This is a genomic window from Streptomyces cyaneochromogenes, assembly GCF_003963535.1.
Classification (GTDB): domain Bacteria; phylum Actinomycetota; class Actinomycetes; order Streptomycetales; family Streptomycetaceae; genus Streptomyces; species Streptomyces shaanxiensis.
In genome coordinates, this window is sequence record NZ_CP034539.1 from 5,028,438 (window position 1) to 5,050,850 (window position 22,413).

The 22,413-nt window shown below is 71.1% G+C and carries 19 protein-coding genes; 14 read left to right on the forward strand and 5 right to left on the reverse strand.

What is annotated here, in order from left to right:
- Nucleotides 1-213 precede the first annotated feature (213 nt).
- Together EJ357_RS22825 and EJ357_RS22830 are read right to left on the reverse strand one after the other, a co-directional pair.
- A complete protein-coding gene (locus tag EJ357_RS22825; RefSeq protein WP_126393428.1) occupies nt 214-831 on the reverse strand; it encodes a hypothetical protein in 618 nt (205 codons plus the stop codon).
- A 56-nt stretch (nt 832-887) separates the two neighbouring features.
- Nucleotides 888-1,547, reverse strand: coding sequence for a bifunctional DNA primase/polymerase (locus tag EJ357_RS22830; protein WP_126393429.1), 660 nt, complete (start codon nt 1,545-1,547; stop codon nt 888-890).
- A 503-nt stretch (nt 1,548-2,050) separates the two neighbouring features.
- Between EJ357_RS22830 and EJ357_RS22835 the strand changes: the two genes are divergently transcribed.
- From EJ357_RS22835 to EJ357_RS22850, 4 genes are all read left to right on the forward strand, one after another.
- Nucleotides 2,051-3,562, forward strand: coding sequence for a PP2C family protein-serine/threonine phosphatase (locus tag EJ357_RS22835; protein ID WP_175647481.1), 1,512 nt, complete (start codon nt 2,051-2,053; stop codon nt 3,560-3,562).
- 144 nt (nt 3,563-3,706) lie between these two features.
- Nucleotides 3,707-5,164: an aminopeptidase P family protein gene (locus EJ357_RS22840; protein ID WP_126393431.1), complete on the forward strand. Its 1,458-nt coding sequence runs from the start codon at nt 3,707-3,709 to the stop codon at nt 5,162-5,164.
- Nucleotides 5,165-5,268: 104 nt separating this feature from the next.
- Nucleotides 5,269-6,615 (forward strand): MocR-like pyridoxine biosynthesis transcription factor PdxR, encoded by a 1,347-nt coding sequence (gene pdxR / locus EJ357_RS22845; protein ID WP_126393432.1) that lies wholly within the window; start codon nt 5,269-5,271, stop codon nt 6,613-6,615.
- A 68-nt stretch (nt 6,616-6,683) separates the two neighbouring features.
- On the forward strand, nt 6,684-7,919 hold the full coding sequence (locus EJ357_RS22850; protein WP_126393433.1) for an MFS transporter: 1,236 nt from the start codon (nt 6,684-6,686) through the stop codon (nt 7,917-7,919).
- Here the strand turns inward: EJ357_RS22850 and EJ357_RS22855 are convergent.
- Nucleotides 7,894-8,727, reverse strand: a complete 834-nt coding sequence (locus tag EJ357_RS22855; RefSeq protein WP_126393434.1) for a triphosphoribosyl-dephospho-CoA synthase — start codon at nt 8,725-8,727, stop codon at nt 7,894-7,896. The two genes, EJ357_RS22850 and EJ357_RS22855, sit on opposite strands and share 26 nt — an antisense overlap.
- Nucleotides 8,728-8,736: 9 nt before the next feature.
- The gene (locus tag EJ357_RS22860) at nt 8,737-9,684 is read right to left on the reverse strand and encodes an intradiol ring-cleavage dioxygenase (RefSeq protein ID WP_175647482.1); all 948 of its coding nucleotides are present in this window, start codon (nt 9,682-9,684) and stop codon (nt 8,737-8,739) included.
- Between the two features lie 273 nt (nt 9,685-9,957).
- On the opposite strand from EJ357_RS22860, the gene EJ357_RS22865 reads away from it, so the two are divergent.
- Entirely contained in the window at nt 9,958-11,268 is a 1,311-nt protein-coding gene (locus tag EJ357_RS22865; protein WP_126393435.1) for a phospholipase D-like domain-containing protein, read from the forward strand.
- A gap of 41 nt (nt 11,269-11,309) precedes the next feature.
- Here the strand turns inward: EJ357_RS22865 and EJ357_RS22870 are convergent, their stop codons facing one another.
- Nucleotides 11,310-11,759 (reverse strand): ATP-binding protein, encoded by a 450-nt coding sequence (locus tag EJ357_RS22870; protein ID WP_126393436.1) that lies wholly within the window; start codon nt 11,757-11,759, stop codon nt 11,310-11,312.
- A 260-nt stretch (nt 11,760-12,019) separates the two neighbouring features.
- Between EJ357_RS22870 and EJ357_RS22875 the strand changes: the two genes are divergently transcribed.
- From EJ357_RS22875 to EJ357_RS22915, 9 genes are all read left to right on the forward strand, one after another.
- Entirely contained in the window at nt 12,020-12,868 is an 849-nt protein-coding gene (locus EJ357_RS22875; RefSeq protein ID WP_126393437.1) for a hypothetical protein, read from the forward strand.
- A gap of 207 nt (nt 12,869-13,075) precedes the next feature.
- Nucleotides 13,076-13,813, forward strand: a complete 738-nt coding sequence (locus EJ357_RS22880) for a YcnI family copper-binding membrane protein (RefSeq protein ID WP_126393438.1) — start codon at nt 13,076-13,078, stop codon at nt 13,811-13,813.
- Between the two features lie 98 nt (nt 13,814-13,911).
- Entirely contained in the window at nt 13,912-14,565 is a 654-nt protein-coding gene (locus tag EJ357_RS22885; RefSeq protein WP_126393439.1) for an SCO family protein, read from the forward strand.
- Nucleotides 14,562-15,014 (forward strand): copper chaperone PCu(A)C, encoded by a 453-nt coding sequence (locus tag EJ357_RS22890; protein WP_407698508.1) that lies wholly within the window; start codon nt 14,562-14,564, stop codon nt 15,012-15,014. The genes EJ357_RS22885 and EJ357_RS22890 overlap by 4 nt, the downstream gene beginning before the upstream one ends.
- Before the next feature lie 13 nt (nt 15,015-15,027).
- Nucleotides 15,028-17,133, forward strand: a complete 2,106-nt coding sequence (locus EJ357_RS22895) for a copper resistance CopC/CopD family protein (RefSeq protein ID WP_407698509.1) — start codon at nt 15,028-15,030, stop codon at nt 17,131-17,133.
- Between the two features lie 8 nt (nt 17,134-17,141).
- On the forward strand, nt 17,142-18,521 hold the full coding sequence (efeB, locus tag EJ357_RS22900; protein WP_126393440.1) for an iron uptake transporter deferrochelatase/peroxidase subunit: 1,380 nt from the start codon (nt 17,142-17,144) through the stop codon (nt 18,519-18,521).
- Between the two features lie 173 nt (nt 18,522-18,694).
- Complete coding sequence (gene pheA, locus EJ357_RS22905; protein ID WP_126393441.1) at nt 18,695-19,627, forward strand: prephenate dehydratase; 933 nt, start codon at nt 18,695-18,697, stop codon at nt 19,625-19,627.
- A gap of 577 nt (nt 19,628-20,204) precedes the next feature.
- Nucleotides 20,205-21,482 (forward strand): serine--tRNA ligase, encoded by a 1,278-nt coding sequence (serS, locus tag EJ357_RS22910; protein WP_126393442.1) that lies wholly within the window; start codon nt 20,205-20,207, stop codon nt 21,480-21,482.
- On the forward strand, nt 21,479-22,339 hold the full coding sequence (locus EJ357_RS22915; RefSeq protein ID WP_126393443.1) for an HAD family hydrolase: 861 nt from the start codon (nt 21,479-21,481) through the stop codon (nt 22,337-22,339). The genes serS and EJ357_RS22915 overlap by 4 nt, the downstream gene beginning before the upstream one ends.
- Nucleotides 22,340-22,413 lie beyond the last annotated feature (74 nt).

The following is a 22,413-nucleotide window of genomic DNA, read 5'->3' on the forward strand; positions in this document are numbered from 1 at the left end:
CGGCGGTTCAGCCGAACCTGCCCTCCCCCGAGGGGTGAATCCCATCACAACTCCCAAGCGGAGCAAGGGAATCCGTGACTGGAAAGCCCAGATCGAATTTGCGAACGGCGGATCTCTTGTTACCGTTCCATTAGCCCGGTTGCTGGTGCATCCCCCGTCGCCAGCAACCGGGTCTTTCCATGTGCGCAGTCATTTACGGAATGACGCCGCGTGTCAACGTCCCGTGGCCGCCTCGGAATTGTCCGGCACGGAGTTGCTCGCGGCGCGCAGCAGCAGCGGCCCGTTCCCGGCCCGCGCGGCGAACTCCGCGACCGCCGTATAGGCGTCCAGGCCTCCCCGAGTGGGCCGCCGGGGCGTCTCACAGGTCCCCGGCTCGTCTCCGGCGCCCCCGGCGCAGCGCATCTGCACCGTGCGCCCGCCGGGCCCCATGAGGCTCAGGACGGAGTCCAGCGCGCCGCCGGTCGCATTGCGGAAGTAGGTGCGCGCCCAGGTCTCCTCGCCCTGCGTGAGGACACAGGTCTGCGCCTCGATGCCCTCCGGGGAGGTGAGCTCGGGGCCGCAGCGGGCGGCGGTGACCAGGCCCAGGCCGAGCAGCAGCGGCGAGTCGCCGGGCTCGGCGGAGGGCCCTTTGTCGTCGGCGGCGGGGGAGGGACGTACCGAAGGGCGCTCGGCCTTGCGTGACGTATGGCCGAGGGCGCGCTCCTCCTCGCCCACGGGTCCTGCGGACGCGACGGCCAGCGGCAGCGCGACCGCGCCCACCACGGCGCCGGTGAGGGCGAACAGACGGATCTTTCCTGAGCCGGGGCGGCGTGTCTCAGCGTGACGGGGCATACAGCGGAATGTAACGACCACGCACGCGTGCGCCGTTCCGCGCGCGCCGTACACCCCTACAACTCGGGTGCGCTCACACCCGTACGAGTGAGGGCCTCGACCACGGCGTCGACCACGGCCTCCACGTCGGGCACCCACGGGGAGGCCGAGCCGGGCAGCGGGGCGCGCTGCCAGCTGATGGGACCCTGGCCCGTCTCGGACGGGGGCAGGGCGAGATAGCCGCCCTCTCCGTGGAAACGCAGGGAGCCCGGGACGAAGTCCTTGGCGTACAGCAGTTCGCCCAGCTGCTCCATGGAGTACGGCTTCACCAGGATCGCCCAGCGGGTGGGCGAGGCGACGACCGGGCCGAGGCGCATGCCCATGCGGTCGAGCGCGGTGAGGGCATGGGCGGCCGGCAGGGCCGGAAGGCTGACCGCGCAGGGCGCCTGGCCGCCGGTGGCGAGGATGATCGGTGCCGCGGGCCGGTTGGACCACCACCAGCGCACCATGCGCTCGTCGGTGGTCGCCGCGAGGAGACCGGGGTCGAAGGGGTGGGCACCGGGCACCGTGCATTCGGGATCCGGACAACCGCAGCGGTCCCGCTTCTGCGAATCCGCCGCCACACCCGGGAGTACGGGCCACTGCCATTGAGTCGCGAAGGTCAGGGCCGCGCTGATCACCTCAGGCCTCCCGTCGCCGCGCAGGAGCCTGCGTCGCTTTCCGAGGATCTCGCGCATGAGCGCTCGTTCCTTTCCGTTGCACCGCTGGCAACACCGTGGGCCACATCACACCATGTGTCGATCACTTCACTGTGCGTACCTAATGGCGCATCACACCCCTGCCCTGGGCAAGGGAAACCCCTATGGGTCGAGCGTTGGCTGCTTCCGCGGCAGCCCCGTCCATACTGCGTCTAGCAAAAGCATGGGCGTGGCGTGGGGTGGCGAAGTCTGGCGTTTTGCTGTCCCGCGTATTTCTCTTCGCCTCCGCCACGGGAGGATGGGGCACGGCCGTCGGTGGCTAAGACGCCCGGGTCCGTCACCAGGTTCCGGGTGGTTGTCAACCGCCCCTGGCCTTCACCGAGTACGTACCCATCACGACCGCTGTGACGCTCCGTGGAGCGAAACCAGTCGACCGCAATACCCCGTTCCCTGCGACAGTTTTAAGCCAACTTTGCCTTTACGCAAGAGATCTACGGCAACTGCTCTGGTTGCCCACGGACACCAGGAATCCCGGCAGGACAATGCTGGACATCCCCTCACGAGTGCGTGTACATGTGGAGGCACTGCTAGCGGCGCAGAATGACATGGGGGTTTGCGATGCTTTTGAGCAATACGCACCGGTCGGAAAGCCGGACGCCATGAACGCTCCCCACCCTCCGAAAGTGGCCGGAATCGATTCGACGGTTCCCTCGCCCGCACACACTGTCGCGCCCGCGCAAGCGGCCTCCGGCGCCTCAGCCGTCCCCCCGCCCAACCCACCGGGAGTGGTGCTCCAGGACCGTCTCGCCGGCTGGGTGTCGGACCTCACGACGCTCCACGAACTCACCGAACGCCTGGCCCGCACGGACACGCTCGCCGAGGCCCTCGAGGAACTCCTGCGCGCCGGATCCGCCCTCGTGGGCGCCCGGCGTGGTCTCGTCGTACTGGAGCCGGCGGACGGGCTGGGCCCCGACACGACCATCGGGCTGGGCCTCGCCCGCGCCGACCTCGGACACATCGAGACCGTGCCGCGCAGCGCGATGTCGTACGGCAAGATCCTCGACGGCCTCCCGGGCGGCGACGGCGAGATCGCCGAGCCCGACCTGCTCGCCGAGGCCAAGCTCGACCCCCGCCACCGCGAGGTGGCCGCCCGCCTCGGCTACGCCGCGAGCTACGCCCTCCCCCTGTCCACCGACGCCGCCGGGCGCCTCGGCGCCGCCGTATGGCTGTACGACGAGCCCGCCGAACCGGCCGAGCGCCAGCGCCACCTCGTCGGCCTGTACACCCGCTACGCCACCGAGCACCTGGCCCGGCTCCTCGAAGTCGAGCGCACGCGCGCGTGCCTGCGGACCATGGCCGAGGAACTGCTCCCCTCCCGGCTGCCCCGCATGGCGGGCGTCCAGCTGGCGGCCCGGCACCGTACCGGCCCGCGCGGGGGCGGCGACTGGTACGACGCGCTGCCGCTGCCGGACGCCGCGCTCGGCCTCGCGGTCGGCTCGGTGACCGGCTCCGGGCCCAGCGCGATCGCCGCGATGGGACGGCTCAGGGCGTCGCTGCGGGCGTACGCCGTCATGGAGGGCGAGGACCCGGTCGCGGTCCTGTCCGACCTGGAACTGCTGCTGCGACTCACCGAGCCCGCCCGTTCCGCCACCGCCCTGTTCGCCTACTGCGAGCCCGCCCTGCGCAAGATCACGCTCGCCGGTGCCGGGCACACCCCGCCGCTGCTGATCGGCGACCGTCGCACGGAGTTCGTGGAGACCTCCGTGTCCGCGCCGCTGGGCATGCTGTCCTGCTGGGAGGCGCCGAGCGTGGAGCTGACGGCCGAAGCCGGAGAGACGGTTCTGCTGTACACCGACGGACTGCTGCACCGCACCGGCGACCCCACCGACCGCGCCTTCTCGCGGCTGCACGCGGCCGCGGCCGGCGTGCCCAGGGCCATCCGGCACGACCCGGACGCCGTCGTCGACCACGTCCTGCGGACCGTGCTGCCGGGCGGGCTGGACCAGGCGGACAGCGAGGAGGACGTCGTCCTGCTGGCGGCTCGCTTCGAGTAGCGGCCCGTGGCCCTCGGTGACCCACCCATAACAGGCGCGTGGCCTGCGCCATAGCAGAGGCGGCGGCTCGTCCTTCGCCCCTCGGCCCTCGCGTGCACGACCGTACGATGGACGGGGTCGAATGCCGTATCGAGGAGGATGACCGTGGCCGACGAGCTCACCCCGGAGACCCCGGAAGAGTCGGAAGAGCCGATCAAGCAGCAGAAGAACGGTCTGTACCCGGGCGTGTCCGACGAGCTTGCCGAGAACATGAAGTCCGGCTGGGCCGACACGGAGCTGCGTGACCTGGCGCCGGTCCCCCAGGCCGCCGAGACCGCCACGCGGCGTGCCGCGCTGTCGGCGCGGTTCCCGGGCGAGCGTCTGGTGATCCCCGCGGGCAATCTGAAGACACGGTCGAACGACACGGAGTACCCCTTCCGGGCGTCGGTCGAGTACGCGTACCTCACCGGCAACCAGACGGAGGACGGCGTACTCGTCCTTGAGCCCGTCGCCGACGGCCACAAGGCGACGATCTACCTGTTGCCGCGCTCCGACCGCGAGAACGGCGAGTTCTGGCTCTCCGGCCAGGGCGAGCTGTGGGTCGGCCGCCGGCACTCGCTCACCGAGGCGGAGAAGCTGTACGGCATCCCCGCGTCCGACGTGCGCGAGCTGACCGGCAAGCTCCGTGAGGCGACGGGTCCGGTGCGTGTCGTACGCGGCTACGACGCCGGCATCGAGGCCGCGCTGACCGACAAGGTCACCGCCGAGCGGGACGAGGAGCTGCGGGTCTTCCTGTCCGAGGCGCGGCTGGTCAAGGACGCGTTCGAGATCGGCGAGCTGCAGAAGGCCGTCGACTCCACCGTGCGCGGCTTCGAGGACGTCGTGAAGGTCCTCGACAAGGCCGAGGCGACCTCCGAGCGCTACATCGAGGGCACGTTCTTCCTCCGCGCGCGCGTGGAGGGCAACGACGTCGGCTACGGCTCCATCTGCGCGGCCGGCCCGCACGCATGCACGCTGCACTGGGTGCGCAACGACGGTCCCGTGCGCTCCGGTGATCTGCTGCTGCTCGACGCGGGCGTCGAGACGCACACGTACTACACGGCCGACGTCACGCGCACGCTGCCGGTCAACGGCCGGTACAGCGAGATCCAGAAGAAGATCTACGACGCCGTGTACGACGCCCAGGAAGCCGGTATCGCGGCCGTGCAGCCGGGCGGCAAGTTCCGGGACTTCCATGACGCGGCACAGCGCGTGCTGGCCGAGCGGCTCGTCGAGTGGGGGCTTGTCGAGGGGCCGGTGGAGCGGGTGCTGGAGCTCGGGCTGCAGCGACGGTGGACGCTGCACGGGACCGGGCACATGCTCGGCATGGACGTGCACGACTGTGCTGCCGCGCGCGTGGAGTCGTACGTCGACGGCACGCTGGAGGCGGGCATGGTGCTGACCGTCGAGCCGGGGCTGTACTTCCAGGCCGACGACCTGACCGTGCCGGAGGAGTACCGGGGGATCGGGGTGCGGATCGAGGACGACATCCTGGTGACGGCCGACGGCAACCGGAACCTGAGCGCTGCGCTGCCTCGGCGGTCGGACGAGGTCGAGAGCTGGATGGCTTCTCTCAAGGGCTGACGTCGGTTTGATGGCCGGGTACCGGAGGGGTGCTCGGCCATCGTTGCGGTCTGCGGGTCGTGGGGGCTTGTAGCGCAGTTCCCCGCGCCCCTGAGGGGGTTGATGTGGACCTGCATGTGGAAGTCACCGCTACCGACGGGCGTCGGGCGGGGCTTGAGCGTTCCCTGCGTGAGGCTGTGCGAGAAGGGCGGCTGGCGCCCGGGGAGCGGTTGCCTGCCAGTCGGCGGCTTGCTGAGGAGCTCGGGGTCTCCCGGAACACCGTGAAGGCCGCCTACGACCAGCTCGTCGCCGAGGGATATCTCACCGCCCGCCAAGGGGCCGGTACGCAGGTCGCCCCGCTGCTCCCGGTCCACGCCGAACCGCCGGAGGCCGCCGCACGCGCGCGTGAGCCGCGTTTCGACCTGCGCCCGGGAAGCCCGGACGTGGGGACGTTTCCGGCTGCCGCCTGGTTGCGGGCGTTGCGCAGGGCGATCGCCACGGCGCCCTCCTTGGCGTACGACTACGGCGATCCGCGGGGCCGTGTCGAGTTGCGGACGGCGTTGTCGGGGTACCTGGGGCGGGCGCGTGGGGTGATCGCGCCGCCGGAGCGGATCGTGATCACCTCCGGGTATGTGCAGGGGCTGGCGCTGCTCACGCGCGTGCTGGCGGGCGGCACGATCGCCATGGAGGACCCCGGGCTGCCGTTCCATCGGGAGGTGGTGCGGCGGGGCGGGGGCGTCGTCGTGCCCGTGCCGGTTGATGAACGAGGTGTGCGCGCGCAGGAGTTGGGGGACTGCGCGGCCGTCGTCGTCACACCCGCGCATCAGTACCCGACCGGCGTGACCCTGCACCCGGAGCGGCGGCGGGCGCTCACCGACTGGGCACGCGCGCGTGGCGGACTGATCGTCGAGGACGACTACGACGGGGAGTTCCGCTACGACCGCCAGCCCGTGGGCGCGCTGCAAGGGATGGCGCCGGGGCGGGTGGCGTATCTGGGCACGGCCTCGAAGACGCTCGGTCCCGCGCTGCGGCTGGGCTGGATGGTGCTGCCGCCGCATCTGGTCGACGCCGTCGCCGACGCCAAGCTGCACAGCGACCATCACACCGAGTCCATCGGCCAGTTGGCGCTCGCCGAGCTGATCGACAGCCATGCGTACGACCGTCACGTACGGGCCTGCCGGCTGCGGTACCGGCGGCGCCGGGATCAGCTCCTGGAGCGGCTGGGTACGGGTCGGGCCGTGCGCGGCATCGCGGCCGGGCTGCACGCGCTGGTGGAGGTCGACGACGAGGCGCGGGTGCTGGAGCGGGCGGAGACGGAGGGGCTCGCCGTGGGGTCTCTGGGGGAGCACTGGCATGCGCCCGGCGGCGGTGCGGGGCGGCAGCAAGGGCTGGTCGTGGGGTACGGGACGCCTCGGGAGCGGGCCTATCCGGAGGCGTTGGACGTGCTGAGGAAGGTGTTGGAGAGCGGCTGAATTGGGCCGGTGAAAAGGTCGCCGATTGGGCCTGATGAAGGCTCCATTGCGTCCTTAGTGTCGTCTGCATGACGAACTCCCCCGTCCCGCCCGCCGGCCCGCAACGCGTCCTGGCCCTGGCCCAGTTGAGCAACTCGATCGGCGACGGCGCCTACTACACGACGTCGGCCCTGTACTTCACCCAGGTCGTGGGCCTCGCCCCCGCGCGCGTAGGGCTCGGGCTCACCGTGGGGTGGGCGGTCGGTTCGCTGGTGGGGGTGCCGCTGGGGCAGCTCGCCGACCGGAGGGGGCCGCGCGGTACGGCGGTGCTGCTGGCGCTGGCGACGGGACTGGCGGTGGCGTCCTTCACGGTCGTACGCGGCTTCTGGCCGTTCGTACTGGCCGCGTGCGTGTACGCCGCGGCGCAGTCGGGGCTCGCGGCGGCCCGGCAGGCCCTGCTGGCGGGGCTGGTGGCCGCCGGGGAGCGGACGAGGCTGCTCGCGCATCTGCAGTCGACGCTCAACGCCGGTCTGGCGGTGGGCGCGGGGCTCGGCGGTCTCGCGTTGCATGCCGGGACGCGGACGGCGTATCTGACGGTGTTCGCGCTGGACGCGGTGAGTTTCCTGGTCTGCGCGTCGCTGCTGCTCCGGCTGCCCTCCATGACGCCTGTGGCGAGCCGGCAGCGGCACGGGGGGCTCGGTGTGCTGCGCGACCGCCCGTATGCGGTGGTCGCGCTCCTCAACACCGTGCTGCTGCTGCGGCTGCCGCTGCTCAGCCTGGTGCTGCCGCTGTGGATCACCCGCAGGACCGAAGCGCCTGCCTGGCTGGTCTCCGCGCTGTTCGTGCTCAACACCGCCGCGGTGATGCTGTTCCAGGTGCGGGCGGCGCGCGGCGTCACGGGGCTTGCCACCGCCACGCGCGCGGTGCGCCGTGCGGGCTGGGTGATGCTCGCCGCGTGCGTGGTGTTCGCGTTGTCGGCCGGTGCGTCCCTGTGGGTGGCCGTCGGGATCCTGGTGGTGGGCGCGGTGCTTCAGGTGGTCGCCGAGATGGGGCAGTCGGCGGGTTCCTGGCAGCTGTCGTTCGACCTGGCCCCGGAAGGCCGCGTGGGCGAGTACCAGGGCCTGTTCGGGACCGGCGTCACCGTCGCCCGCACCCTCGGCCCGCTCCTGCTGACGGCCCTGCTGGTGGAGTGGGGGACGCCGGGCTGGCTGCTGCTGGGCGGGGCCATGCTGGCGGCGTCGTACGCGATGGGACCGGCGGCTCGGTGGGCCGCCGGTCGCCGGGCGCGGGAGGACCGCCTCAGGCAGCCCGCGCTCGTGCCGTGACGGGCAGGGCGTCCAGGAACAGCGCCCCCGCGAGCAGCCCCGCACTCCCCCGCGGGCTCCACGCGCGCGCGTGCAGGTCGGCGTCGAGGGCGGCCAGGGCCTCGGCGCCCGGGCCCGTGGCCGTACCGCCCGCCTCCAGGACGCCACGGGCGCCGGCCTGGACCTGCCGCAGCCCGATGGGGCCCGCGGTGTAGAGGAGTTCGGTGTCCTGGAGGGTGGACATCACGGTGAGCAGGGCGTCCAGGCGGGCCTGCTCCTCCGTGGCGCCGGCCGAGCGGGCCTCGGTGAGCGCGTCCAGCGCCCGCCGTACGTGCGGGAATCCGGCCCGTGCCTCGCCCCGCGCCCCGGCGGCGCCGTACTTCGCGGACACCGAGGAGCCCCGGGAGGGCCTGCGCGGGGCACGCTTGTCGGTGTGGGCGGCGATGCGCTTGGCGGTCGCCGCTACGTCCCGTGCCCCGGCCCCCGGGGCGAGCGCGGCCGCGGCGACCAGCAGGCCGAGCGCCCACAGAGCGCCCCGGTGACCGCCGCCCGCGAGGTGCACCGAGTGCTCGGTGCACCTGCCGATGGCGCCGAGTTCACCGCGGAGCGCGGGCGTCGGCTCGCCCGTGCGCCGGGCGGCCGCGGCCATCGCCGCGAGGCCGGGCGCGAGCGCCTTGGCGGACCAGCGCAGCATGCGGTGGTCCCGGCGGGTGGCGCGGGCACCGAGGTCGCGCGGGTCGGGCAGGCCCGGCTTGGGAGCCAGGGCCAGCTGCCCGGTCAGCGCGGTCACGGCGGCCTGCGCGAGCGTGTCGTCCTCGCGGCTGCTCATGGCCGTGCCCTACGAGGACGCCGTGGCCGACGGGGCGTCGCTGGGCGGGGCGCCGGTCGGGGCGCCGCTCGGCGGCGTACCGCCCTCGCCGCCACCGCCGCCGCTGCCCGCGCCGGTGTTCTCGGCGTCGGGGTCGACACCGATGGTGAGGAAGCCCTTGTAGCCCTTGGAGGGGTCCTTCTTGTGCACGGCCTTGAGGGTGAGCAGGCCGCTGGAGGCGCCGCCGCCGTCGTAGACCATGTCGTTGTCGAGGGTGGTGTAGCTGCCGGAGTGCCTGGAGTAGGGCTCCAGGGTGAAGATCTCCTGGGCGATCTCGTCGTCGAAGAACAGCTGGCCGGTGTAGTTGACCTTGCCGCCCTCGTAGGTGCCGTCCTCCTTCTGGCCGCCCGTGTGCACCTTGAGATGGATGTGGCAGGTGCGCGGGGTGTACCAGCCCGGGAAGATCGTCTCGAACTTGACGACCCCGCCCGCGCCCGCGATCTGGTAGCCGCGCAGGTAGGTCTTGTCGTCGGCGGTCGAGCCGTCCTCGCTCTCGGCGGGCGCGGAGCCGCCGGGGTTGGCCGTGGTGTAGCCGGAGTAGTAGCCCCAGGCGTCGCAGTGCCAGATCTCCACGGCGGCGCCGGGAACCGGGGTGCAGCCGTCGGTGGCGTCGACGACGCTGAGGCGCAGGGTGAGCGGGACGCCGCTCTTGCCCTCGGTGATGTCCTTTCTCACCAGGGCGCCGTCGAGGTAGTACGGGCCCTCGGTGACACTCGACATCAGCGTCATGCAGCTGGAGCTCTCCGAGGCGGTCGCGCCGGCCGTCGCCGCGGCCTCGGTCGTGGTCGTGGTCGTGCCGGTGTCGGCGAAGGCCGCCTGATAGCCCGCGGCGGCGAGCCCGCCCGCCGCGATCGTGCCGCCGGTCACCGCGATGGCACGGCGCCGAGTGATCGACTTGTCCTTGTGGTTTCCCGTCATGGCCAGGAAGTTAGGGACGCCGCCCGTCAGAAGCTTGGGGTGGCGCTGTGCGGTGGCTGTGAGTCCTGAGGAAGCTGAAGTCGACGCCTGTCACCGTCCATTGGCGGGTCCCTCACCCGTGCGTTGGCAGGCCCCTCACCGTGCGTTGGCGGGTCCCTCACCCATAGAGCCCACCGGTTACCCCAAATGCCCCTGTTCCGGTGACTTTCCTCCTCTCCTGGGCAAAGTGAACTGGCCACTTCCGCGATCAGTCCGCCCAGGAGAGCGAAGCCGATGACCCGTTCGCCAGTACGCCCGCTGCGCCCGCGTCCGGCCCGGCCCCTCCGTTCGGTGCTGTCGGCCGTCGCCGCTGTCCTGTCCCTGGTGAGCGCACTCCTCGTCGGCGGGGCGACCCCGGCCGCCGCACTGACCAAGCCGGTCATCAACGGGCCCGTGTTCAACGACCCGCTGGGCACGGCCGCGCAGCAGAAGGCGATCTTCACCCAGCTGGTGCGGCTGATCGACGCGACGCCGACCGGGGCGCAGATCCGCGGCTCGGTCTACGAGTTCCTCGACCAGGAGGTCGCCAACGCGCTGATCGCCGCCCATACGCGCGGCGTCGACGTCAGACTCGTCGTCGACGACTCGACCTACGTGGGCCCCGGCGGCGCCGAGTTCGACAACCCGGCCTACCAGTCCCTCAGGGCCGTGCTCGGGACCAGCACCGCCGCCCGCTCCTGGATCGTCGTCTGCGACGACAGGTTCGAGGACGCGGACGGGGTGGACGACGTCCAGCGCGGCTGCCTGGCGGTGGCCCCGCCCGTACCGGCGTACAACCACAACAAGTTCTTCGTCTTCTCGAGGATCGGGCCCTTCGACGACGGCACGAGCTATTCGGGGGTCGTCTTCCAGACCTCCTCCAACCTCACCGACTGGTACAAGGTCGAGTCCTTCAACGACGCCGTCACCTTCACGAACAGCACGGTGTACAACGCCTACGTCTCCTACCACGAGCAGCAACGCCTGGGCCGCACCCTCGCCCGCGGCAACAACAACGCGTACTTCTCCACACCGACCGGCTCGGCCTACCGGGGCTTCTTCTACCCGCGAGGTGACGCGTCGTACTACAACCCGGCCACGGACACGGTCGTGGGCGCGCTGAACGAGATCAGCTGCGCCTACACCGGCGCGGACGGGCTGCGGCACCAGACCGACATCCGCATCGTGACGCACAGCTTCTTCGGCTCCCGCCGCCAGGTCGCCGACAAACTGGCCCAGCTGCGCGGCCAGGGCTGCTGGATCGACATCGTCTACGCCGACAGCGACTCCGCGATCACCAGCCGGCTGAACGCCGCCGGCATCCAGCACCGCCGATGCCGCATCCCCAACGGGCCCGGAATCGACGTCCGCCCGCACAACAAGCAGATCCTGATCGACGGCGACTACAACGGCGACATCACCCCGCGCGTCTACACGGGCAGCGCCAACCTGACCGGGTCGTCACTGCGGTCGGCGGACGAGGCGATCGTGCGGATCACCAGTGCGGCGTACCACGCGCGGTACCTGAGCGCGTTTTACAGGATCCGCTCCGCTTGCGGTGGTTGATGCCGGCGCGGCGGTGACGGCCGTACACGGTGACGGCGGCGCTACACCGCCACCAGCGGCGTACCCTCGCGCCACTTGAGGATCTTGTCGAAACTCACCACCGCCCCGCTGCGCCCCGGCTTGTTGCCGATCTGGACGTGGTCGGCGAGTTCCGCGATGAGGCAGAGACCCCGGCCGTGCTCGGCGTCGGTGGAGACCGGCCGAGGGGCGCGGGGTGGCGCCGTGAAGCCGGGGCCGGAGTCGGTGACTTCGATGTGGCACTTCTCGCCGTCCAGGTACGCCGTCACGCGATACGCCTGGGGAGAACCGTCCGGCGCACTGTCGCCGCCGTGCTCGACGGCGTTCGCACACGCTTCGCTGAGGGCGACGGAGAGGTCGTACGACACGTCCGGGTCAACGCCCGCGGTCTCCATGGTGCCGATCAGCAACCGCCGGGCGAGCGGCACGCTCGCAGCTTCCCGCCGCAGATGGAGTGACCACCAGATGCTCATGCTCCAGCCTCCTGGCCGCGGCTCGACATACCGTTACGTATTGCCACGAGTGCGGGGGTGTAAGCACATCCTTGACGTGATGCCGCCCATATGGTCGATGCGCCCACGCTTGAATCGGTGTATGTGGGGTCGGCCCACACCAGAGGGTGATCTTCCGGTTTGTACGGTCCCTATCCCCCCGTATGTCCCGAAGCACTCGTTCGTCATCTTGCGGACCTGCCGTATGGCGGTCATAAGGCCAGTGCGATGATGAGCCCGCCATGACTGCCCCCCACCCGCGCACGGTGCGCTCCGGAGGAGATCTCCGGATACTGCGGGCCGCGGTGTTCGCCGCGGTCTGCGTCGTGCTGGCCGGGGTCGGGCACACGCTGGGCTCCTGCGCCACGATCCCGCTGTGGACGCTGGGCGCCGGGTTCCTGGGGGTACTCCTGGTCACGGTGCCGTTCGCGGGGCGGGAGCGCTCGCTGCCCGGTATCGCGGCGCTGCTCGCGGCCGGCCAGACCGTCCTGCACACGCTGTTCGGGCTCGGTCAGCACGGGGCGGCCACCGGGGTCTCCGGCACGGTCACCACCGGCGCCTCCGCCTCCGACGCCGCGCTCGTCGAACAGGCCGCACGACTCGTCTGCGGGACCGCCGCTGCGGCCATCAGCCCCGCCCAGGCCCAGAAGCTCCTCACCGAGGCACGGCTCGCGCCGACCGCCGGAGCGCACACCCCGCACCGGTCGGCGGACGCTGTGTCCACCGTCACCGGCGCCACCGACGCGACCGCGTCGCTCCTGCCGTCCCTGCCCATGGTGCTCGCCCACCTCCTCGCCGCTCTCGTCGCGGGATGGCTGCTGCGCCGCGGGGACCTGGCGCTGCTGCGCGTCGCCGAGATGTCGGCCCTGTCGGCGCACTCGGTCGCCGAGGGGGCGTTCGTACGATCCCTGCGCGGGGCGCTCGCGCTGGTGCGCGCCCTGCGTGCCGGGCTCCCGGGCGCTCCCGAGGCGGGCCCGCTCGTCCAGTGCGCCGACCGGTACGGCCCGCCCGAGCCCCGCACCCTCGCACTCCAGCACACGGTGATCAGGCGCGGCCCGCCTGCCGGTGCCGCACTCGTTCTCGCCGCCTGACACGACGCGACCGCCACTCCACCGAAGTGGGGCTGAGGGGCCGCCGTCGTGCGGCACGCGCGCGTGCCCGGTTCTCCGATCGCGGGACAGCTCTTTCCTGCTCGTGCCCGACCGATCGGACACCCCTGCGCACGCGTACTCCTCATCACCACCGGAATCCCGATCACTACTGGGATCCCGAATCTCACCCACAGTGGAGTGCTCCGTATGAAGACCTCTCGCCTCGCCGCCGCGGGCGCCCTCGCCGGCACGGCCGTCCTCGCCCTGTCCGCGCCCGCGTTCGCCCACGTCAGCGTGCAGCCCGAGGGCACCGCTGCCAAGGGCGGCTACGCGGTCGTCGACTTCAAGGTGCCCAACGAGCGCGACGACGCCTCGACCACCAAGCTCGAGGTGGCCTTCCCGACCGACCATCCGCTGGCCTCCGCGATGCCGGAGCCGATGCCCGGCTGGAAGATCGAGGTCACCAGGTCCAAGCTCGACAAGCCGATCGAGATGCACGGCGAGAAGATCTCCGAGGCGGTCTCCAAGATCACCTGGACTGCCGAGGACAAGGGCGTCGAGCCCGGCTACTTCGAGAAGTTCCCGGTCGCCATCGGCCAGCTCCCCGAGGACGCCGACGAACTCGTCTTCAAGGCGATCCAGACGTACTCCAACAAGGAGGTCGTGCGCTGGATCGAGGTGCCGCAGGAGGGCCAGGAGGAGCCCGACAACCCGGCACCGGTACTCGAACTGTCCGCCGCCGAGGACGGCCACCACGGCTCGTCCTCCTCCGACCAGGCCTCCGACTCCGACGACGCCGAGGCCGCCTCCGCGAAGACCGAGGCCGCCGAACCCGCCGACAGCAGCGACACCACCGCCCGCGTCCTCGGCGTGGTCGGCATCGTCGTCGGCGCGCTGGGCGTGGCGTACGGCGTGCTCGCCGGCCGTCGGCGCACCGACGCCTGACCCACCCCGTACACCCACACCTAGGGACGCCTCCCGTGTCCCGGCCCACCGGTCTCCGGGCCGGGGCCGGGGGCCGTCCCCCGGGAGATTGCAGCAGCATGCGTAAGACAACACTCGCCGCGGCCGCCCTGCTCGCCGCCGCCACCCTGACCCTCTCCGCCTGCGGCAGCGGTGACGACGGCGACAAGCCCGTCACCGTGGTCTCCGAGGAGGCGGGCTCGGACAAGGCCGCCATCGTCCTCGACAAGCCGTTCGAGAAGCCGGACCTGGTCCTCACCGACACCAACGGCAAGAAGTACGACCTCCGCAAGGAGACCCAGGGCAAGCCGACGCTGATCTACTTCGGCTACACCAACTGCCCCGACGTCTGCCCGCTGACGATGAGCAACGTCGCCGTGGCCAAGAAGCAGCTGCCCAAGGCCGAACAGGATGAACTGCGCGTCGTGTTCATCACGACCGACCCGCAGCGCGACACCGCGTCCGCGCTCGGCAAATGGCTCAAGGGCATCGACCCGCAGGTCGTCGGCCTGACCGGGGACTTCTCCACCATCCAGGCCGGCGCCCGCACCCTCGGCATCACCATCGAGCCGCCGCACAAGGACAAGAACGGCAAGATGGTCTCCACCCACGGCACCCAGGTCGTCGCGTTCTCGCCGAAGACCGACGCCGGGTACGTCCTGTACACCGAGGACGCCCAGGTCGACGACTACACCAAGGACCTCCCCAAGCTGATCAAGGGGGAGAAGCCGTGAGGCGGTTCGCCCCGGTGACCGCGGTGATGACCGGAGCCCTCGTCCTGGCGGGCTGCGGCTCCGGCTCCGGCGACTCCCAGGCCGAACTGTCCATCAGCGGCGCCTACATCCCGCAGCCGGTCTCCGACTCCATGGCCGCGGGCTTCCTGACGATCACCAACAAGGGCGGCAGCAAGGACGAGTTGACCTCCATCACCAGCGACATCGGCGAGGTGACCGCTCACGAAACGGTCGACTCGTCGATGCGGGAGGTCAAGGAGGTCGACGTCCCCGCGCACGGTCAGCTCGTGTTCAAGAGCGGCGGCAGCCATCTGATGTTCGAGAAGCTGAAGCGCAAGCCCGAGGAGGGCGAGAAGGTGACCGTGAAGCTCCACTTCGCCGAGTCCGGCACGGTCACCGTCGAGATGCCGGTGAAGTCCGCGACGTACCACCCGACGACCGGACACTGAGGGAGAGATCGCCTTGACCCAGACCATCGCCCCGCGCGTGCGGACCCTGGCGCTGTCGCGTGTCCAGCCCTTGGTGCCGCTGCGTGTCCGGACCCTGGTGCTGCTGCTCCTGGCCGCCACCGGACTGCTCCTCGCCGGTGCCGGGCCGGTCTCCGCGCACGCCGCGCTGACCGGCAGCGACCCGCAGCAAGGGGCGGTGGTGGACAAGGCCCCGACGCAGATCTCACTGACCTTCTCCGAGAAGGTCGCCCTGTCCGACGACTCCCTGCGCGTGCTCGACCCCAAGGGCCAGCGCATCGACCAGGGCGCCCCGGCCAACCTCAGCGGCACGACGTACGCCGTGAAACTCCACAGCGGCCTGCCCGACGGCACGTACACCGTCACTTACCAGGTGGTGTCCGAGGACAGCCATCCCGTCGCCGGCGCCTACACCTTCTCCATCGGCGCCCCCTCGCAGACCAGCGTCTCGGTCTCCGGCCAGGAGGCGGGCGGCGGGGTCGTCGGCCGGCTCTACGGGTTCGGGCGGTATGTGTCGTACGCCGGCTTCATCGTCCTGGTCGGCGGCGCCGCCTTCGTGCTCGCCTGCTGGCGGCGGGGGTCGAGCGTGCGGGCGCTGCAGCGGCTCGTCGTCTCCGGCTGGCTGGCCTTGACCGCCGCCACGCTCGGCCTGCTGCTCCTGCGCGGCTCGTACACCGGCACCGGGAAGGTCGGCGACATCTTCGACCTGGACCTTCTCGGCCAGGTGCTCCAGACCAAGACCGGTGCGGCACTGGTGTCGCGGCTGCTCCTGCTCGCCGCGGCGGCGCTGTTCATCGCGGTGCTGTTCGGGGCCTACGACAAGCGGGAGGACGAGGAGAAGCGGGACCTGACCTTCGGGCTCGCGATCGGCGGGACCGTCGTGGCGGCGGGGCTCGCGGCGAGCTGGGCGATGTCCGAACACGCCTCGACCGGGCTCCAGGCCGGCCTCGCGATGCCGGTCGACATCGTTCACCTGCTGGCCGTCGCGGGCTGGCTCGGCGGGCTCGCCGCGCTGCTCGTCGCCCTCTACCGGACGCCCACGGACACGCCGCTCGAGGCGTCCGCCGTACGACGCTTCTCGCGCGTCGCCTTCGGCAGCGTGCTGGCGCTGGTCGCGACCGGGATCTACCAGTCGTGGCGGCAGCTCGGGTCGTGGTCGGCGTTCACCGGCACACGGTACGGGCAGCTGCTGCTGGTCAAGATCGGGCTCGTACTTCTGCTGGTGGGGATCGCGTGGATCTCACGGCGGTGGACCGCGCGGTTGGCCGACGCGGTCGTGGTGAGGCCGCGGAAGGCCAAGGAGCCGGCCGACGGCCAGGCTGTCGAGGACGAGTCAGCAGAGGAGGAGAAGGCTGCCGAGGACAAGGCTGCCGCCAGCGAGGCAGCCGCGGGCGGGAAGGAGCACGCCACCGCCCACTCCCGCACCTCCTCCGCCGCCACCTCGGCCGCCGGCAAGAAGGGTGCCTCAGCGGCCGTGGCCGACAAGGGCGCCTCCGCCTCCTCATCCGACCAGGGCGACTCCAAGCGCGTCGCCCAGCTCGCCCGGCAGCAGGCCGCGATCGACACGGCACGCCAGAAGCAGCAGCGGGACGCCGACCCGAACCGGTCCGGACTGCGCCGCTCGGTGCTTGCCGAGGCGGGCGTCGCCGTCGTCCTGCTCGCCGTCACCACCATGCTGACGTCGACCGAGCCGGGACGTACGGAGGAGGAGGCCAGGGCGGCCACGTCGTCGTCCGCCGCCGCCGACGGGTCGACGGCCGGGGCGCTGACCCTGGACATGTCCTTCGACACCGGCGGCGAGGATGGCAAGGGCGTCGTACGGATCGACCTCGACCCCGCGCGCGTGGGCGGCAACGAGATGCACGTCTACGTGCAGCGGCCCAACGGCCGCGCCTTCGACATCCCCGAGGTGAAGGTCGCCTTCACCCTGGAGTCCCAGGACATCGGGCCGCTGCCCGTCGTCCCCGACCACATCTCCACCGGACACTGGTCGGCGAGCGGAGTGCAGATCCCCATGGCCGGCGAATGGAAGATCGCCGTGACCGTGCGGACCTCCGACATCGACCAGGCCACCGTCTCCAAGAACGCGCAGATCGGCTGAATCTCACCATGGCTGACCAGTCCATTCCGGAGGCCCGTACTCCTCGGACGCCACGCAAGGGCAAGACGCCGCTCAACGGCAAGACGGCACTTGACGGCGAGACGGAACTTGACGGCGAGACGGAACTTGATGACGGCGTTTCCGAAGGCTCCGCCAAGGGCGCCCTCAAGGAGGGCGTTTCGCGGCGCAGGCTGCTCGGCACCGCCGGTGCCACCGGGCTGGTCCTCGGTGCGGCCGGCGGGGCCGTGGGATACGCCGCCCGGCCCGCCGAGGCGACACCGCTCACCTCGCTGGGCGCCGATCAGGTGATGTTTCACGGGAAACATCAGCCCGGCATCCTCCAGGGACTCCAGGCGCGCGGCCACGTCATCGCCTTCGACCTGGCGGCGGGCGCGGGCCGCAAGGAGGCGGCGGCGTTGCTGCGCCGCTGGTCTCAGACGGCTCGGCGGCTGATGGCGGGCGAGGGGGCGCAGCAGGACGACACGGATGTCGCCCGGGACGCGGGGCCGTCGTCGCTGACGATCACCTTCGGCTTCGGGTACGGCTTCTTCGCCCGGACCGGCCTGGAGAAGCAGCGCCCGGTCGCCCTGGACCCGCTGCCCGACTTCTCCTCCGACCAGCTCGACAAGGCACGCAGCAACGGCGACCTGTGGGTACAGATCGGCGCCAACGACGCCCTGGTCGCCTTCCACGCCCTGCGCGCGATCCAGAAGGACGCGGGCCAGGCTGCCAAGGTGCGCTGGCAGATGAACGGCTTCAACCGGTCGCCGGGCGCCACCGCGCACCCCATGACGGCCCGCAACCTGATGGGCCAGATGGACGGCACGCGCAATCCGAAACCGACGGAGGCCGACTTCGACGAGCGGATCTTCGTGCCGGAGTCCGGCTCGAAGGACCCCGCCTGGATGGCGAACGGCTCCTACGCCGTCGTACGCCGCATCCGCATGCTCCTCGACGACTGGGAGCAGCTCTCGGTCAAGGAACAGGAGGACGTCATCGGGCGCCGCAAGTCCGACGGAGCACCGCTGTCCGGCGGCACCGAGACGACCGAGATGGACCTGGAGAAGACCGACAAGGCAGGGAACCTGGTCGTCCCCATCAACGCCCACGCGCGCATCACCCGGCCCGACCAGAACGGCGGGGCGGCGATGCTGCGGCGCCCGTTCTCGTACCACGACGGCATCGACGCCGACGGACTACCCGACGCGGGCCTGCTCTTCATCTGCTGGCAGGCCGACCCGCTGCGCGGCTTCGTCACCGTCCAGCGCAAGCTCGACCGGGGCGACGCCCTGTCGAAATACGTCCGGCACGAGGCGAGCGGGCTGTTCGCGGTGCCGGGCGGGGCGGCGGAGGGGGAGTACGTGGGGCAGCGGTTGCTGGAGGGGTGACAGTGACGGGTGGAGTGACGGTACCGGCGGGCTGAGGTGCCAGGTGAGGACGGGTGACGGTGCTGGGAGCGTCGTACGGGTTCTGCACAGTCGTACGACAGTGAGGTCGCTCGGGAGTGGCCCACGGCCCAGAGTCGTGCACCGCCTTTCGCAAGGCCCATTAGGGTGAGGTCATGCCAGCGAGCTACGCCTATCTCGGCCCCGAGGGCACCTTCACCGAAGTCGCCCTGCGCACCCTTCCCGAGACCGCGACCCGGGAACTGATCCCCTACGTGTCCGTGCAGTCCGCGCTCGACGCGGTGCGCGCCGGCGAGGCCGAGGCCGCGTTCGTGCCGATCGAGAACTCGGTCGAGGGCGGCATCACCACCACGCTCGACGAGCTGGTCGCGGGCGCGCCCCTCATGATCTACCGCGAGGTGCTGCTGTCGATCACCTTCGCGCTGCTGGTCAGGCCCGGCACCAAGCTGTCGGACATCAAGACGGTCTCCGCGCACCCGGCCGCCCAGCCGCAGGTACGCAACTGGCTGAAGAAGAACCTCCCGGACGCCCACTGGGAGTCGGCCGCCTCGAACGCGGACGCCGCGCGCCTGGTCCAGGAGGGCCAGTACGACGCCGCCTTCGCCGGTGAGTTCGCGGCCGCCCGGTACGGCCTCGAGGCCCTGGAGACCGGCATCCACGACGCGGAGAACGCCCAGACCCGGTTCGTGCTGGTGGGCCGGCCGGCCCGGCCCGCGGCGCCGACCGGCGCGGACAAGACCTCCGTCGTGCTGTGGCAGCGCGACGACCACCCCGGCGGGCTGCGCGACCTCCTGGGCGAGTTCGCCACCCGCGGCATCAACCTGATGCTGCTGCAGTCCCGTCCCACCGGCGCGGGCATCGGCAACTACTGCTTCTGCATCGACGCCGAGGGACACATCTCCGACCGCCGGGTGGCCGAGGCGCTGATGGGTCTGAAGCGGATCTGCCTGGAGGTCCGCTTCCTCGGCTCGTATCCGCGGGCGGACATGAAGCCGGGGGATGTGCAGCCGCCGCGCCTCGGGACGTCGGACGAGGCGTTCGTGTCGGCGTCGGACTGGGTGGCTCGGTGCCAGGACGGGCGGTTCTGAGCGGTTCGGTGCCAGCCGGTTCCGACTGGTTCCGAATGGATCCGGCATGGGTTTCACGCCGGTACTACCAGCTGATTGTCGTTATCCACAGGAGTTATCCACAGGTACTCTTCTCGACCTGGGGACAAGTCGACAAGAAAGCATGAGTCTGTCGACAAAGCGCTCCCCAGGACCCATCGGCGTCCACCATCGCGCAAGTCACCCTTCGTCCACTCTTTTCCTTTGGGCAATCCTTTGGGGCGACCGCTTTCCACTCGAACGTGGGGATACAGAGGGTTTGTCCTGGGAATCCTCGACTCGCGCGGCGCGTTACGGAGTGATCAATTCCGACGTCCACAACCCATCCACACAGCCTGTGGATAACTCTTCAGGGGCTGGGGATTCCTGTGGACAACACGACCTCAAGTCCCGTTCTCCACAAGGGAATCGAGTCAACCGGGCGCCGCACCCCTGCCCCGTTCCAGGGAGTGAGACGCTTTTTATTGACACGTTTCGCAATTCACCCATAACGGAACGTAAGCCGCAGTTCGGAATAGCGGGTCGTGGGCTGTCACCCCGCCCCGGTAGCCTTGAGCGCGTGATTGACCTTCGCCTGCTCCGTGAGGACCCCGACCGAGTGCGCGCCTCGCAGCGCGCCCGTGGAGAGGACGTCGCGCTCGTCGACGCCCTCCTGTCTGCCGACGAGCGGCGCAGGTCGTCCGGCGTCCGCTTCGACGAGCTGCGTTCCGAGCAGAAGAACCTCGGCAAGCTCATCCCCAAGGCCTCCGGCGACGAGAAGGCCGAGCTGCTGAAGAAGGCGAGCCAGCTGGCCGCCGACGTCAAGGCGGCCGACGCCGAGCAGAACGAGGCCGACGAGGAGACCAAGCGCCTCGCGCTCCAGCTCGGCAACCTCGTCCACCCGGACGTCCCCGTGGGCGGCGAGGAGGACTTCGTCGTCCTGGAGACGCACGGCACCATCCGCGACTTCGGTGCCGAGGGCTTCGAGCCCAAGGACCACCTGGAGCTCGGCGAGGCGCTGGGCGCCATCGACGTCGAGCGCGGCGCCAAGGTGTCCGGCTCCCGCTTCTACTACCTCACCGGTGTCGGCGCCCTGCTGGAACTGGCCCTGGTGAACGCGGCGATCGCGCAGGCCACCGAGGCCGGCTTCATCCCGATGCTCACCCCCGCGCTGGTCCGCCCGCGCGCGATGGAGGGCACCGGCTTCCTCGGCCAGGCCGCGGAGAACGTGTACCACCTGGAGAAGGACGACTACTACCTGGTCGGCACCTCCGAGGTCCCGCTCGCCGCGTACCACATGGACGAGATCCTCGACGCGGAGAAGCTGCCGCTGCGCTACGCGGGCTTCTCGCCGTGCTTCCGCCGCGAGGCCGGCACGTACGGCAAGGACACGCGCGGCATCTTCCGCGTGCACCAGTTCGACAAGGTCGAGATGTTCTCGTACGTCACCCCCGAGGACGCGGAGAACGAGCACAAGCGGCTCCTGGAGTGGGAGAAGCAGTGGCTCACCGGCCTCGAGCTGCCCTTCCAGGTCATCGACGTCGCCTCGGGCGACCTGGGCGCGTCGGCGTCCCGCAAGTTCGACTGCGAGGCGTGGATCCCGACCCAGGGCAAGTACCGCGAGCTGACCTCGGCCTCCAACTGCGACAGCTTCCAGGCCCGCCGGCTGTCGGTGCGTCTGCGCGACGGCAAGAAGGTGCAGCCGCTGGCCACGCTCAACGGCACGCTGTGCGCCGTCCCGCGCACGATCGTGGCGATCCTGGAGAACCACCAGCAGGCCGACGGCTCCGTCCGGGTGCCCGAGGTGCTGCGCCCGTACCTGGGCGGCCGGGAGGTCCTGGAGCCGGTGGCCAAGTGAGCGGCACGGCTCCTGCCGGGGATCCCGAGGGCTCCTCGGGAGGCTTCCCGGACAACTCGGGCGGCTTCCCCTACCGGCTGATCGCGACCGACCTCGACGGAACGCTCCTGCGCTCCGACGAGTCGGTCTCACGCCGCACCCGTGACGCCCTCGCCGCGGCCACCGCGGCGGGCGCGGCGCACATCGTCGTCACGGGGCGCGCGGTGCCCTGGACCCGCCACGTCCTCGACGACCTCGGCTACCAGGGTCTGGCCGTGTGCGGGCAGGGCGCGCAGGTGTACGACGCCGGCGAGCACCGCCTGCTGACCTCGGTCACCCTGGACCGCCAGCTGGCCGGCGTGGCCCTGGCCAAGATCGAGGCGGAGGTCGGCCCGCTGTTCCTGGCGGCGAGCCGCGACGGCCTGGACGGCGACGTGCTGGTGGGCCCCGGCTACGCGGTCACGGGCAAGCTCCCCGCGACCCCCTTCACGGACGCGTCGGATCTGTGGACGGCCCCGCTGAACAAGATCTACATCCAGCACCCGAGCCTGTCGGACGACGAACTGGCCGAGGCCGCCCGCCAGGCCGCCGGCGGTTTCGTCACGGTGGAGATGGCGGGTGAGGGCATCGTGGAGCTCCTGCCGCTGGGCCTGTCGAAGGCGACGGGCCTGTCCCTGGCCGCCCGCCGGCTGCGCCTGAAGTCCGCCGACACGATCGCCTTCGGCGACATGCCGAACGACATCCCGATGTTCGCCTGGGCGGCCCGCGGTGTGGCCATGGCCAACGCCCACAAGGAACTCAAGGCCGTGGCGGACGAGGTGACGGCCTCCAACGAGGAGGACGGGATCGCGGTGGTGCTGGAGCGGTTGCTCGGCTGAGGGCTGCCAGTCGGCTCGGCCGAGGGCCTGCAGCGCCGGGTGCCTCATCAAGGCACCCCAACCCCTGCAGGCCG